Annotated in this window: 13 protein-coding genes and 1 pseudogene; 5 read left to right on the top strand and 9 right to left on the bottom strand. The window is 68.0% G+C overall.

Annotation, left to right across the window (positions count from 1 at the left end):
• Nucleotides 1-25 precede the first annotated feature (25 nt).
• The 3 genes from ACHFIV_RS12890 (at nucleotide 26) to ACHFIV_RS12880 (ending at nucleotide 1,812) form a co-directional block, all read left to right on the top strand.
• On the top strand, nucleotides 26-274 hold the full coding sequence (locus ACHFIV_RS12890) for a hypothetical protein (RefSeq protein WP_398968259.1): 249 nt from the start codon (nucleotides 26-28) through the stop codon (nucleotides 272-274).
• Nucleotides 275-371: 97 nt separating this feature from the next.
• Nucleotides 372-1,310, top strand: a complete 939-nt coding sequence (locus tag ACHFIV_RS12885; RefSeq protein ID WP_398967130.1) for a DUF1963 domain-containing protein — start codon at nucleotides 372-374, stop codon at nucleotides 1,308-1,310.
• A 172-nt stretch (nucleotides 1,311-1,482) separates the two neighbouring features.
• Nucleotides 1,483-1,812, top strand: a complete 330-nt coding sequence (locus ACHFIV_RS12880) for a hypothetical protein (protein ID WP_398967127.1) — start codon at nucleotides 1,483-1,485, stop codon at nucleotides 1,810-1,812.
• 55 nt (nucleotides 1,813-1,867) lie between these two features.
• Here the strand turns inward: ACHFIV_RS12880 and ACHFIV_RS12875 are convergent, their stop codons facing one another.
• The 7 genes from ACHFIV_RS12875 to ACHFIV_RS12845 all read right to left on the bottom strand — a co-directional run bounded on the left by ACHFIV_RS12875 (nucleotide 1,868) and on the right by ACHFIV_RS12845 (nucleotide 8,518).
• Nucleotides 1,868-2,155 carry a hypothetical protein gene (locus tag ACHFIV_RS12875; protein ID WP_398967124.1) on the bottom strand — a complete coding sequence of 96 codons (288 nt, stop codon included), beginning with the start codon at nucleotides 2,153-2,155 and terminating at the stop codon, nucleotides 1,868-1,870.
• Nucleotides 2,156-2,264: 109 nt separating this feature from the next.
• The gene (locus ACHFIV_RS12870) at nucleotides 2,265-3,080 is read right to left on the bottom strand and encodes an urease accessory protein UreD (RefSeq protein ID WP_398967121.1); all 816 of its coding nucleotides are present in this window, start codon (nucleotides 3,078-3,080) and stop codon (nucleotides 2,265-2,267) included.
• Entirely contained in the window at nucleotides 3,077-3,784 is a 708-nt protein-coding gene (gene ureG, locus ACHFIV_RS12865; protein WP_398967118.1) for an urease accessory protein UreG, read from the bottom strand. Before ureG ends, ACHFIV_RS12870 begins: the two co-directional genes overlap by 4 nt.
• Nucleotides 3,785-3,818: 34 nt before the next feature.
• Complete coding sequence (locus tag ACHFIV_RS12860) at nucleotides 3,819-4,493, bottom strand: urease accessory protein UreF (protein ID WP_398967115.1); 675 nt, start codon at nucleotides 4,491-4,493, stop codon at nucleotides 3,819-3,821.
• 49 nt (nucleotides 4,494-4,542) lie between these two features.
• Complete coding sequence (locus tag ACHFIV_RS12855; RefSeq protein WP_398968189.1) at nucleotides 4,543-6,516, bottom strand: urease subunit alpha; 1,974 nt, start codon at nucleotides 6,514-6,516, stop codon at nucleotides 4,543-4,545.
• A 5-nt stretch (nucleotides 6,517-6,521) separates the two neighbouring features.
• Complete coding sequence (locus tag ACHFIV_RS12850) at nucleotides 6,522-7,232, bottom strand: urease subunit gamma (RefSeq protein WP_398967113.1); 711 nt, start codon at nucleotides 7,230-7,232, stop codon at nucleotides 6,522-6,524.
• A 710-nt stretch (nucleotides 7,233-7,942) separates the two neighbouring features.
• On the bottom strand, nucleotides 7,943-8,518 hold the full coding sequence (locus tag ACHFIV_RS12845; RefSeq protein WP_398967110.1) for a CGNR zinc finger domain-containing protein: 576 nt from the start codon (nucleotides 8,516-8,518) through the stop codon (nucleotides 7,943-7,945).
• An 80-nt stretch (nucleotides 8,519-8,598) separates the two neighbouring features.
• Here ACHFIV_RS12845 and ACHFIV_RS12840 point away from each other — a divergent pair, with 80 nt between their 5' ends.
• Nucleotides 8,599-9,771, top strand: a complete 1,173-nt coding sequence (locus ACHFIV_RS12840; RefSeq protein WP_398967109.1) for an epoxide hydrolase family protein — start codon at nucleotides 8,599-8,601, stop codon at nucleotides 9,769-9,771.
• A 493-nt stretch (nucleotides 9,772-10,264) separates the two neighbouring features.
• Here the strand turns inward: ACHFIV_RS12840 and ACHFIV_RS12835 are convergent, their stop codons facing one another.
• Complete coding sequence (locus ACHFIV_RS12835) at nucleotides 10,265-10,756, bottom strand: SRPBCC family protein (RefSeq protein ID WP_398967106.1); 492 nt, start codon at nucleotides 10,754-10,756, stop codon at nucleotides 10,265-10,267.
• Nucleotides 10,757-10,964: 208 nt separating this feature from the next.
• Between ACHFIV_RS12835 and ACHFIV_RS12830 the strand changes: the two are divergent.
• Nucleotides 10,965-11,072: pseudogene (locus tag ACHFIV_RS12830) on the top strand (IS5/IS1182 family transposase); the annotation flags it as partial.
• Between the two features lie 240 nt (nucleotides 11,073-11,312).
• On the opposite strand, the gene ACHFIV_RS12825 reads toward ACHFIV_RS12830, so the two are convergent.
• On the bottom strand, nucleotides 11,313-11,882 hold the full coding sequence (locus tag ACHFIV_RS12825; protein WP_398967104.1) for an SMI1/KNR4 family protein: 570 nt from the start codon (nucleotides 11,880-11,882) through the stop codon (nucleotides 11,313-11,315).
• Nucleotides 11,883-12,184: the final 302 nt, after the last annotated feature.

The following is a 12,184-nucleotide window of genomic DNA, read 5'->3' as shown; positions in this document are numbered from 1 at the left end:
GTCAGGTTCGGGGAGACCCTGGTGAGTGCTCCGCCCAGATGGCGAATACCACGGGACGCACACCGTAGCCGTCCGCGCTGCCGATCCACCGCACCTGCACGCCTTCGTGAACGGCCTCGAACTCGATCCCGCCACGGTCGAGGCCAGTCTCACCCTCCCGCACCACAACGGCCGCGCGGAAGGTGTCAACACCCTGAATCCGCAGGGCGGGACGCTGGTGTGGGTGGAGGTTGACGCGCTCGTACTGATCTCGAACGTGATCATTGGCAGGTGATCGTCTGCCACGGGCAGGTTCGCGGGTTCTGGGGAGGTCCGCTCGAGGCGTCTCGTAGGCCCCGCAGCGGGGGGAGGCGCAATGTGGACATGCTGACGTGGATGATCGAGCGCAGCCGGGTTGGGAAGGGTTTATCTTCATGGGCATGGATCATCAGGGGGAGTTTCGTCGGGTAGCGCTTGAAATGGGCATCCCGGACGACGAGATCAGCAGATTCAGTCAGCACCTTCGTTTGTCGATCGGGTTGTCCGGGGTGGGCGGTGGTTCTCCGGTCGGGCAGTTCGGTGGGTTGCCCCGGCTGCCGATGGGCATGAAGTGGCCGTCCGCCGAAGACATTCTGTTGCCGTTGCTCTTTTCCGTCGATTGTGGGGCGCTACCGAGAGTCGACGGCTTCGACCTGCCGGCGGACGGGACGCTGCTCTTCTTCGTGGACCAGGAAATGGACCACGGGGACAGTTCCGGGAGGTACGCGCGAGTCGTGTATGTACCGGACGGCACTGAAACCGCGGTCGCGGAAGCCCCCAGCTCCGTTTGTGTCCGCGAGCAGCTCGGCCTCTGCGCCGAGCTCAGAGCCGAACTGCCCCTTTGGCTCCAGGAGGGCGAGGACGAGGACTGGCACGAGTACTGGGAGGACCTCGATTGGGAGGACATGTCGCCCTTCCAGCAGCAGTTGGTGCGGTACATGGAGCGTGACCTGCCGCACCTGGACGAACTTCGAGCTCTGGCCTACGGCCTCTGGCCGTCTGGCGCCTTCGTCGTCATCGGCGGGTATGCCGATGACGAGGTGATCAACAGCATCGCGGAGCAGACTCTCGCGAGACGCGAGAAGGCAGGTGAGATCCCCGCCATCCCGATCGCGAAATGGTATTCCCACCTGGAGAAGGAAAAGCACCGGCTGACGAGCGAATGGATATCGCTCGCCCGTGAAGCCCGGGTCCACGAGGAGTACTACACGAGTTTCGTGATCCGCCACGACGACTTGGCCGCCACTCGGCTGGGTGAGGCGCTACCCGTGACCAATTTCCAGGCCCCGTGACCAGGTTCGATGCACCTCTGCAACGGGGAGGGCTGCCGAAGGCTGTCCAGACGTCTGCGCCGATGATCAATTTCCATCCTGAAGCCGCAGATCCTGGCGTGAGTTCTGACTGACGGGCTGGGGCTCGGCGTTCCGGGGCGGGCTCGGCGGCCGGCCGCGTAGGTTCCGCCGCATGACAGATGTGCTGACATGGACGGTGCAGCAGCGGCTCGAGCTGGAGGAACGTGCAGGAGTGTTGCGCAAAGAGCTGGACGATGTCGAAGGGCGGCTGGCTCGGCTGGAGGCCGCAGAGGCGGGCTTCGGGGAGTGGGCAGATGCTGTTCACCCGCCACGCGACCGCCCTCCTGTGGGCCCTCCTCGTCCTCGCCAGCATCGAAGTCCAGCGGTGACGAACGATCTCGCCGCGATGATCACGCTCCTGACCGGCACGAGCCAGTCAGTTCCGCCCCACGCCAACCCCGTGACCTGCGGATTCAGGATGAAACGATCACGATCTCACTGAGCATGCGTCAACGACACACCTGAACCCACGAACACCTTAATTCGGGAAGGAACGGCTACGCCCGGTCACCATCGGCCTTCCCGGCAGCTGTCCACCAGGCGATCACTCGGACAGCCATCGCTTCCGGTCGCGCGCCAAGAGGGTCGAGACCGAAGTGCTCCTTCGTCTCGCGCCGCAGGTATTCACCGATCTCCGTCTCGTCGGCACCGTCCCGGAGCCGCTGAAGCATGGGGGCGAGCATGCAGTCGTACTCGTCCTGCACGTCGTCGGCGACGCCGATCGGGTCCCACTCACTGAGCAGACGGCGCAGCTCGTGCTGAACAGATGGGCTCCAGGACTGCATCGCCCCCTATTGCCACCCTGGCCGTACCCGAGGCACCCGCCCCCACCCTGGTCCGGAGCAGAGGCCCCGCCGCCCGGCACCGCTGTGGAGGGACGGGGCGGGGACCGGATCAGCGGGATGGGTGCGTGGTGTGGGCGGCGTCGAGGAGGTGGCGTAGGCGCAGACCATCGGGGGCGACGGCGGTGATGAGGGCGGCGGGGCCGGCGAGGGGGGTGAGTACCGCCAGTCCGTCTTCCGGGGCGTCCGTATGGGTCCGGGGCGGCGGCGGTTCTGTGTCGTAGGCGGGGTCGACGATGAGGACCTGGCCGGTTGCCCGGTGGTGGGCGAGGACGGCTGGGCCGTCCCAGCCGTGGGCTCCCGGGCCGTAGTCCGTTGCCTGGTCGAGGAGCACGTCTCCGCCCCGGCGGACGGTCAGCCTGGTGGTGATGTGGCCGGGTGGTTCACCTGTGCGTCCGAGGACCTGCTCCTCACGCAGGAGGAGCCGTGCGGTGGGGGCGAGGTCGATGGTCCATGTCTGCCGCAGATTGCTGCCGGCGGCGCTGATCAGGGGCTTGGGCAGCCATCTGAGATCCGCGTGGTCCGCCACGGTCAGGTGGACGTCGTAGCTGGCGTGTGCGGTGGTGGGGCCCCGCAGGGCGAGGGTGGCGGCGGCGGAGGTGACGTGGAGGGCAGAGCCCTCCTGGGCGGTGGCCTCGATGCGCAGGCGGTCGCCACCCAGGGGGGCACTCATGGCGCCGACGATGCAGACCCGCGCTTCGGCGCCCCGTGAGCGCAGACGCCGGAATTCGAAGGGCCCGTCGCCATCCAGGAGAGGCAGCACGGTGACGCCCCGCGTCGCGGCGGCGACGATACGCGCCGTGGCTCGTACGCCGATGCCGGCTGTGCCGTGGCCGGCCTGCACGGCGGGTGCGGTGGCGAGTGTCATGCCGAGGCCGTGGCCCAGTCGGTGAGGCGTTCGCGGACCCAGTCCGCGACGGGTTTGACGCCGCCTTCCTCCTTGAGGGAGGTGAAGGCGACGGGGAGCTCCCCCCGCTGGGCCTTCGCGTCGCGCGCCATGGCTTCCACGTCCGAGCCGACATAGGGGGCCAGGTCGGTTTTGTTGACGACGAGGAGATCGGCGGTGGTGACGCCCGGACCGCCCTTGCGGGGGATGTCGTCGCCGCCCGCGACGTCGATGATGAAGATCTGAGCGTCCACCAGCCCTCTGGAGAAGGTGGCGGTGAGGTTGTCTCCGCCGGATTCCACCAGGACCAGGTCGAGGGGGCCGGTCGCTTCTTCCAGGTCTTCGACGGCTTCGAGGTTGGCGGAGATGTCGTCGCGGATCGCGGTGTGCGGACAGGCCCCGGTCTCGACGGCCTGGATCCGCTCGGGCGGCAGGACCGCTTGCCGGAGCAGGAAATCGGCGTCCTCACGCGTGTAGATGTCGTTGGTCACCACGGCGATGGACACTTCGGTGCGCAGGGCCCGGCACAGGGCTGCGACGGTGGCGGTCTTGCCGGAACCCACAGGGCCGCCCAGTCCGACGCGCAGAGCGCGCCGTGTACCGTCGTCCCGCGATCGGGCGGGTGCGCTGTAGGTGTGGCGGTGGGGGAACTTGTCGTCGAGGTCGAGGTCGTGGTCGAGGTGCACGTGATGTCCCTGTGTCGTTTCTCGTAGCGGGAGGTCAGGAGGCGAAGAGGCGTGCCGGTCGGGTGGCGTGCTGTTGGGCGCCGATGTCCAGCAGCGGCGCGGACGCGGCGGGCAGGGCGTCAGTTCCCTCGTGGAGGACGCGCTGGGCCGCGGTCGTGGCGGTTGCGGCGACGTCGTCGAGGTCCGCCGCCAGCCGCGCGAGTACCGCGGTGGCGTCGAACGGGTCCAGGCTCAGGAGCCGGACCGTCGCCGTGGCGGGTCCGCTGACCGTTTCGTAGACCGCCGCGTATGCGGCATCCAGTGGTGCGAGTCCGGCGGACCTGGCGGCAAGGCCCAGTACCACCGGCTGGTGTGCGCCCCGCGGCCGGGCCGCGGCGAGCGCGTCGAGCTCGGCCGACGGCCAGGTGGCACGAGCCGCTCGCATCATCTGCCGGCCCAGCTTGCGGGCCGTGTCGCGTAGGGCGACCACCGGGGTGCGGGCGTCGGCGGCCCGGTCCAGTGCCAGCGGATCGTGCCCTGCGGCGGCTGCGGCAGCCAGTGCCGCCGCGACCAGCCCGGCGGTGTGCAGCCGTCCCCGGCAGAACTCCTCCAGCGCGTCGGCGTCCTTGATCTGCCCAGCCGCCACAGCTGATTCGGCCCCGCCGGAATGCGCGTGTCCCCCGGCGGGGAACCGTCCGTCGGCCAGGAGGAGCAGCGCGGCACAGTTCATCGTTGGTTCCTCTTGTCGATGGTTCGGAGCGGGCGGAGCCGGGCGTCGCTCAGAACAGGAAGTAGCGCTGCGCCATGGGAAGCTCGGAGACGTAGGCCCGGTCGACGATCTGCCCGTCGACGAACGTCGTCACGTCCGTCACCTTCGCTCCGCCGACGATGACCTCGTAGGTGTCGGGATCGATCCGGACGGTGGGGGTGGCACTGTTCTCCTTCATGTCCGCCTTCTTGATGGCACGCGTGTCCGTGATCGCCTTGAACTGCTTGCTCAGCCTGCGCCCCTTGGACACACCGTTCTTGATCGCCCGCTCGGTGACGAAGTTGTAGGAGAGGGACCCGGGGGCCAGGCCCGTGGCTCCCCACATCGGGCGTGGCAGGACCGGCTGGGGCGTGGGGATCGACGCGTTGGCGTCGCCGACCTGGGCGTAAGCGATCTGTCCGCCCTTGATGACCATGTGCGGCTTGACCCCGAAGAACTTCGGTTCCCACAGCACCAGGTCGGCCAGCTTGCCGGTCTCCACCGACCCGACGACGGAGTCGATGCCTTGGGCGAGGGCCGGGTTGATGGTGTACTTGGCGACGTACCGGCGGGCGCGCCGGTTGTCAGCCAGGGGCGGCTCGGCCTGTGGCGTCGTATCCGCCGTGGCCCTGCCTGTGCTCTTCCCGCCCTTCGGCTCCGCTTCCGGGTCGCCCGGGCGCTGGTCTTCTTCCAGGAAGCCGCGGCGTGCCTTCATGACGTGCGCGGTCTGCCAGGTACGCATGATCATCTCACCGATGCGGCCCATGGCCTGCGCGTCCGAGGACATGATGGAGATGGCGCCGAGATCGTGGAGGATGTCCTCTGCGGCCATGGTGGAGGGCCGGATCCGGGAGTCCGCGAAAGCCAGGTCCTCCTCGACCTTCGGGTTGAGGTGATGGCAGACCATCACCATGTCGAAGTGCTCCTTGACCGTGTTGACGGTCAGCGGCCGGGTGGGGTTGGTCGAGGCGGGCAGTACGTTCGGCTCACTCACCATCTTGATCATGTCCGGGGCGTGGCCGCCGCCGGCGCCCTCGACGTGGAAGATGTGGATGGATCGGCCGTCGATCGCGTCGATGGTGTCCTGGACGAAGCCGGCCTCGTTCAGCGAGTCGGCGTGCAGGGCCAGCTGTACCCCGGTCTCCTTGCAGACCTCCAGACACTTCTTGATGACGGCCGGGGTGGCCCCCCAGTCCTCGTGGATCTTGAGTCCGATGACGCCGGCGTCCACCTGGTCGAGCATCGACTCCTTCGACATGGTGGCGCCTTTGCCGAGCAGGCCGATGTTGACCGGGAAGGCGTCCAATGCCTCGAACATGCGATCGATGTGCCAGGAGCCCGGCGTGACTGTCGTGGCGGTGCTGCCCTCCGCCGGTCCGGTACCGCCGCCGATGAGCGTGGTGACACCTGCGGCGAGCGCTTCATGGACCTGGTCGGGGCAGATGAAGTGGACGTGGGTGTCGATCCCGCCGGCGGTGAGGATCCTGCCCTTGCCCGAGATGACCTCGGTGTCCGGACCGATCACGAAGTCGGTGGGCCTGGGGCCGATTCCGTTGTGGCGAGCGCCCTCCTCATGCAGAGGGTCCATCGTCTCCGGGTTGTACGCCTTGCCGAGCGCGACGATGCGCCCGTCGCGGATGGCCACATCCGCCTTGACCACGCCCCAGTGATCCAGGATGACCACACCGGTGACGACCGTGTCCGGAGGCACCGCGCCGGGGGCGACGGCAGACCTTCCGGATTTCCCCTTCCCCGGGTCACGTGGCACGACGGACTGGCCCATCGACTCACGGATCACCTTGCCGCCGCCGAAGACCATCTCGTTGCCGCTGCGCCCCGGGCCCCCCGACCAGTCGTCCTCGATCTTGATCCGCAAGGCCGTGTCGGCAAGGCGGATGCAGTCGCGGGTGGTCGGGCCGAACCGGTCGGCGTAGGCGGCGCGGGGCAGCGGATCGGAGGGCTTCGGCCCGTCCTGGCAGCAGGAACAATCGGGGCACTGTGCCATGAGACTCACACCCGCTCCGTGTCGAAAGAACCTTTGACGTCGTCGAGCGAGCCTTTGATCTTCTCCGGCAGGCCTCTGACCTTGTCCCGCAGACCGTGGACGACACGTGCACCCTCGATGGGCACGAGCTCGACCTCTTCGGTGATGCCGGGTTCGAAGCGTACGGAGCTGCCGGCCGGTACGTTCAGACGGAGACCCCACGCCTGTTTGCGGGCGAAGGTCAGCCCGTCGTTGGCTTCGGCGAAGTGATAGTGGGAGCCGACCTGAATGGGGCGGTCGGTCGGGTTCTCGACAGTCAGCTTCGTCACCTGGCCCAGCTGCCGGTGACATTCGTTGAAGACCACCACCTCGTCGCCCGGCCGTGCGGAGAAGTCAACCCTCCCCGGGGAGACGACCGGTTCCTCGTCCCCCACTTCAGGGAAGGGGCCGTGGATGGTGACCAGCTTGGTGCCGTCGGGGAACGTCGCCTCCACCTGTACGTTCTCGATCATTTCCGGCACGCCCTCCATCACCTCCTCCCGGGACAGCACCTTCCGTCCGGAGGACATGAGTTCGGCGACGGTTTTGCCGTCCCGGGCCCCCTCCAGGACGTGGACGATCAACAGCGCCATCGCCTCGGGGTAGTTGAGCCGCACTCCGCGGGCTCGACGCCTCTCCGCGACGTCCGCCGCCACGTGCATCATCAGGCGTTCCTGTTCGTGGGGGGTCAGGTGCACAGCCACTTCCTCGCAGTCGCTCCCGCCCAGGGCTCCTGCCCTGAGCCGTCAGCCGGTGATGGGGCGGCAAGCAGTCCAGATCGCTGCTTGCGGCGTTGTCGGTGCAGCTCCTGCGGCCACCCGATCCGGCCCGACGTGGTCCATCATGATCATGGTGGATCGACGAAAAGCGACGTAGCGACTGATGACTACTCAAATGAGTGGTCACCGGAAATGGGCGGACAAGGGAACGGGGCGAGATGGTAGGGGACCTTCTGTGCCCGGTTCACCTCGGTAGCGGGGAGGCCGGCTCAGGGTCGCGGCCGGGGCGGCTCGTGTGGCACCGGCGGGTTGTTCGCGGAGGATTCGTTCAAGCGGGTGTGCCGCAGGGACGGCGTGGTCCAGTTGCGCCGGGAGCGTGGCTGACCCCCTGCGGGACGGCGGAGAGGACCTTGTGGTTCAGCGTCTGCCGGGCCGGTGGCCGGTCGTCGCAGGCCCACCGGATCGGGTCGCGCGGCGTCAGTGGCCCGCACGAGTCACGGAGGAGCGGTGGGAACGGATGGGGTTACCGGTTGCTGCGTTCGTGGCCCAGGGGTCGTGGCTCCGAGGGTGAGCCGGTGACGGCAGACGTCGGACCCCCGGCCGAGCGGCACGGCAGGTCCGACGCCCACGAGCCATCGAACACCTGGCTCACCGCGCATGTCCGGTGCCGCACGCCGTGGACGATCCGCTCACTCAGCTGATCCGTTGCGGCTGTGCTGGTTGGCGTTGAAGCGCGCTTTTTTCTGACGGTTGCCGCACGTGTTCATGTCGCACCACTTTCGGGTGCGGCTCCGGCTGGTGTCGAAGAAGGCGGCTCGACAGGTCGGTGAGGCGCACAGGGCCAGTCTTCCGTCTCGTTCGCCCGAGATGACGCTGATCGCGTCGGCGGCGATCACGCTGAGAGCGTCCTCCACGCGGCAATCCGGGCTGAGCTGCCATCTCCGCTTGCCCTCGTGCGTCAGGACGGCCGCCGCCTGACCCTGTGAACTGCGGCTGTTGATGACGTGGACGGCAGGTGCGGGGAGAGGGTCCTGGATCGCGGCCGCTGTGGCGACGGCGTGGATCGACTCCCTCAGTTCCCGGGCGACGCCGAGCTGGGAGGTGGTGCAGGAGTCGACGGCGAGGCCGTACACGGCCAGCCAGTCGACGAGTCGCTGCGGCGTGGGAATGCGCTCCACGCTGTCGCCGTGACGCTCCGAGAGTGTGCCCGTGAAGCTGGTCGCCAGCACCGAGCCGAGGCGGAATTCAGGGAAAGCGGCGCGCATGGAACCACCTTAGCCGGTTGCGGCGAGGTCGGGAGAACGGTAGAACCGTCTTGGCCGGTTCCGCGAAGCCAGGAGGTCTCATGTCCCACCCGACCAGCGACGTGCAAGCGTTCGAGGCTCACGCAACGGACGCCGATCTCGCCGATCTGCGCATACGACTGGCCTCGGCGCGCCTGCCGGAGGCCGAGACGGTTCACGGCGCCGCGCGCGGCCCTCGCCGATGGGAGCAGGGCGTTCCTCTCGCCGACCTCATCGACGTCGTGCACTACTGGCGCACCGAGTACGACTGGCGGTCCTTCGAGGAACGCCTCGACCGGATCGGTCAGTTCCGCACGACCATCGATGGTCTGGGAATTCACTTCCTGCACCGCCGATCGTCGCGCGCGGATGCCACGCCTCTGATCATGACGCACGGCTGGCCGGGTAGCGTCGCCGAGTTCACCGACGTGGTCGGGGAGTTGGCGGATCCGGAGGATGGGGACGCGCCTGCGTTCCACGTCGTGGTTCCCTCGCTGCCGGGCTTCGGATACAGCGACAAGCCGACGACCACCGGATGGGGAACCGAAATGATCGCGGCCGCATGGGTCGAACTGATGGGGAGGCTCGGCTATGCCGAGTTCGTGGCCCATGGCGGCGACTGGGGAGGCGTGGTCACCACGGTTCTCGGCGGCAGGTTCCCGGCGCACGTTCTCGGCATCCACAGCACGTTCGCGGAGGCGCCGCCCGGGCTGACGACGGACGGACTGACGACGGCCGAGCGCCGATGGACCGAGGACACCCGCGATTTCTGGCAGCACCGCGCGGCGTACGCGAAGCAGCAGGCGACCCGGCCACAGACCATCGGCTACTCGTTGGTGGACTCACCGGTCGGGCTTCTTGCCTGGATTCTGGACAAGTTCGCAGAGTGGTCGGACACCGGAGACAGTCCTTTCGAGACGATCTCCAGGGACCGACTTCTTGACGACGTCACCCTGTACTGGCTGACCCGGACGGGAGCATCGTCGGCCCGCATCTACTACGAGAGCCACAACTCACTGGACCCCGGGCTCCGGGTCGACGTCCCGTCGGCAATCACACAGTATCCGCACGACATCGAGAAGTATCCACGCGTCTGGGCGCAGGAGCGATACCGGCGGATCGTCCGTTGGAGGTCGCCCGAGACCGGGGGGCACTTCCCGTCGTTGGAGGTCCCCCAGTACTTCGTCAAGGATCTGCGAGAGGGACTTGCCGCAGTGCTGGCCGCTCATCGGTGAGAGCGGCTGGACGCCGGCACTCGTTGACCGCCTGATCCGGCTCGAGCGCTGTCCGTACGACACGGTTCGCCCGCGCTCCGCGTCGCTGCCCTTTCCCTGCTGCCCTGGTCCGCCCAGGCCCGGGGCGCGGCCGCATGTCAGGCGGCCGGCGCCGCGGGCCGTTCCACTCCCGGGCGCAGCTCCCGAACGGATGGTGCCGGCCCCGTCCGGGCCGCCGACCTGGCGGTATGTCGAGCCGTCCGCTGAGGCGGCGCATCCACTCGCGCTCGGAGACACTCGCCGCTGAACCAGGTCCGGACGATTGCTTGGTGGCTCGCCACCCGAGGCAGGCCGCGCTCCGGGGGCGCGTGAGTGCGGCCCCGACCGGCCGGCCACTCCGCGCGGATGTCTGAAGCGCTGCGACGCGTGCGGCGCACCGCAGCAACGGCCTGGCCGCCTTCGGCCCCGGCCATCACCGGACACCGCCGGTACACCTGCCCCTTACCAGGGCAGATCAGCCCCTCGCTTCGCGGACGTCCTTTCCCTGCTCGGCGAACGCCTTGAAGTCCTGCATGTGCTGATGCGACTGCTTACGGAAGGCACCGGGCATCAGAAGTCCCACCAGCTTCATCAGGAAACCGCTGAACCGGTATTCGTTCTCGCTTTCCCAGAGGGTCATTTCCGGTCCGGCTTCGGTCAGCCGGTCGCGCACGGCGCTCCACATGCCCTCGCCGACGATCTCGCGTTCGAAATGCACGACGCTGGTTCTCGGGATCTCGCGCAGGTCCGCCGGTTCCCGGCGTGTGATGGTCTCGGTGCACTCCATCTTCCGCCGGCCCGTCTGCATCAGGACCCGCGACGTGCTTCCGAGTTGTCCGTGCTCCCCGCTCAGCGGTTCGTGCAGCACCAGGCCCCGCAGCCATTTCGGCAGGTGTGCCGGGTCGGCGAGCAGGGAGACCACCTTCTCCCGCGGCAGAGCGATCTCGATGGAGACGGTGTATCTCATGATGCGCATCATTTCCTTCACGAAACGTGCTTTTGTACTGCGCGTCGTGCTCCTCGGCTGAGGGCACTGTGTTCTGTGTCGGTCAGCCCTTTCAGGTGGCCACTGATCGAGTGACGCAGAACCGGGCAGGATGGGAACCGCAACGCACAAGCCCCCGCGCTGTGTGGGAAGCGTGCGAAGTCGCACCCCACTCCACGGCACAGAAGCCCTGTCGGCTCCCCATCCTGCCGCACTCGACCTGCCTCATGCTCTGGCCGAGTGGGTATCCATACCCATCGTCACCCGTGAGGATGACCGACGCTGCAAGCTCCATCCCGCCAGCGTGCGCCCACCACGACTCAGCGAACAGTCAACGGCGCTCTGTCCGCGGGACGAGCACCGGTCGAACGACGCGTTGCGACCCAAGCCCTGGCGGATCCCCCAGGAGGCCGCTGAAGCCCCCACCGCATGACTGCCGTCGCAGCAGCCCTCCGCACCCCGAATCCTCGACGCTGACGAACTCGTCGCCGCTCCAGGGCGAGGACCGGTGATGTCCGGCATGCGGTGGGGGACCGTCTCACGACCAGACGAGTCGACCTTCGATGACCTCACAGCCCGGGGAGCCCCCATCGGCGATCCTCGCCAGCATCTCCGCTACGGAGTCGAAATACCGGGCCATCGATTCGTACTCGCCCGTGACCGTGATCTCACCGACGAACCACCTGCCGACACGCCCGTCCCGCACGTCGATGAACTTCCCCGTCCAGCCGTCCCGGTCCGACAGGAACGGAATCCACTCATTACGCCAGAACGGATTGTCCGGATGGTCCGGAGGGTCGAAGCCACCGGGCACGCGGCGGTTCGCGTAGAGCTTCTCCATCGCCTGAATGCCGAGAAAGAAGCTTCCCTCGTCCGGGAACCCGTCGAAGCCGCAACACGCCACTTCGTCGTCGACATCCTCCTCAGGCAGATCCAGATTGTTCAGCGACAGCCACGTCCGCAGATCTCCGGGGAGGGAGACCCCCATCCGCACCTCGGCGGCCGCGAGCATCTGCTCCGTGGCGGGACCTGGCAGATCCGCGTGATCGGCCGGGGCGTGCTGCCGAAGAAGAGCCATCACTCGGGACCAACTCTCAGCCACACTCATTGCCCTCTGCCCACCTCAGACGCATGCCTCCGTACGACCGCGCCGCGGCGGAGATGGCGAAGTGCCGACCGGAGAACCCTGCGGGGATGGTACTTCGCCCACGCTTCGAGTCCCTCTCCCCAATCACCCTGCGACCCGGGACCCAGGGCCGGTTCCCGAAGTGGCCGCCCGCCGACTGCGCACGGACAACCGCTGGGCCCGGCGGGCCCAGCCGAGGAGCGAGCCTCCAGGAGACCGGCGGGCCACGGCGGCACGAGAAACGACAGCGGTCGCTTGTGAAGCCCGCCGAATGCGCAGACCCA

Source organism: Streptomyces sp. ALB3, from assembly GCF_044385685.1.
Lineage (GTDB): Bacteria > Actinomycetota > Actinomycetes > Streptomycetales > Streptomycetaceae > Streptomyces.
This window is presented reverse-complemented; position numbering and strand designations above follow the sequence as displayed.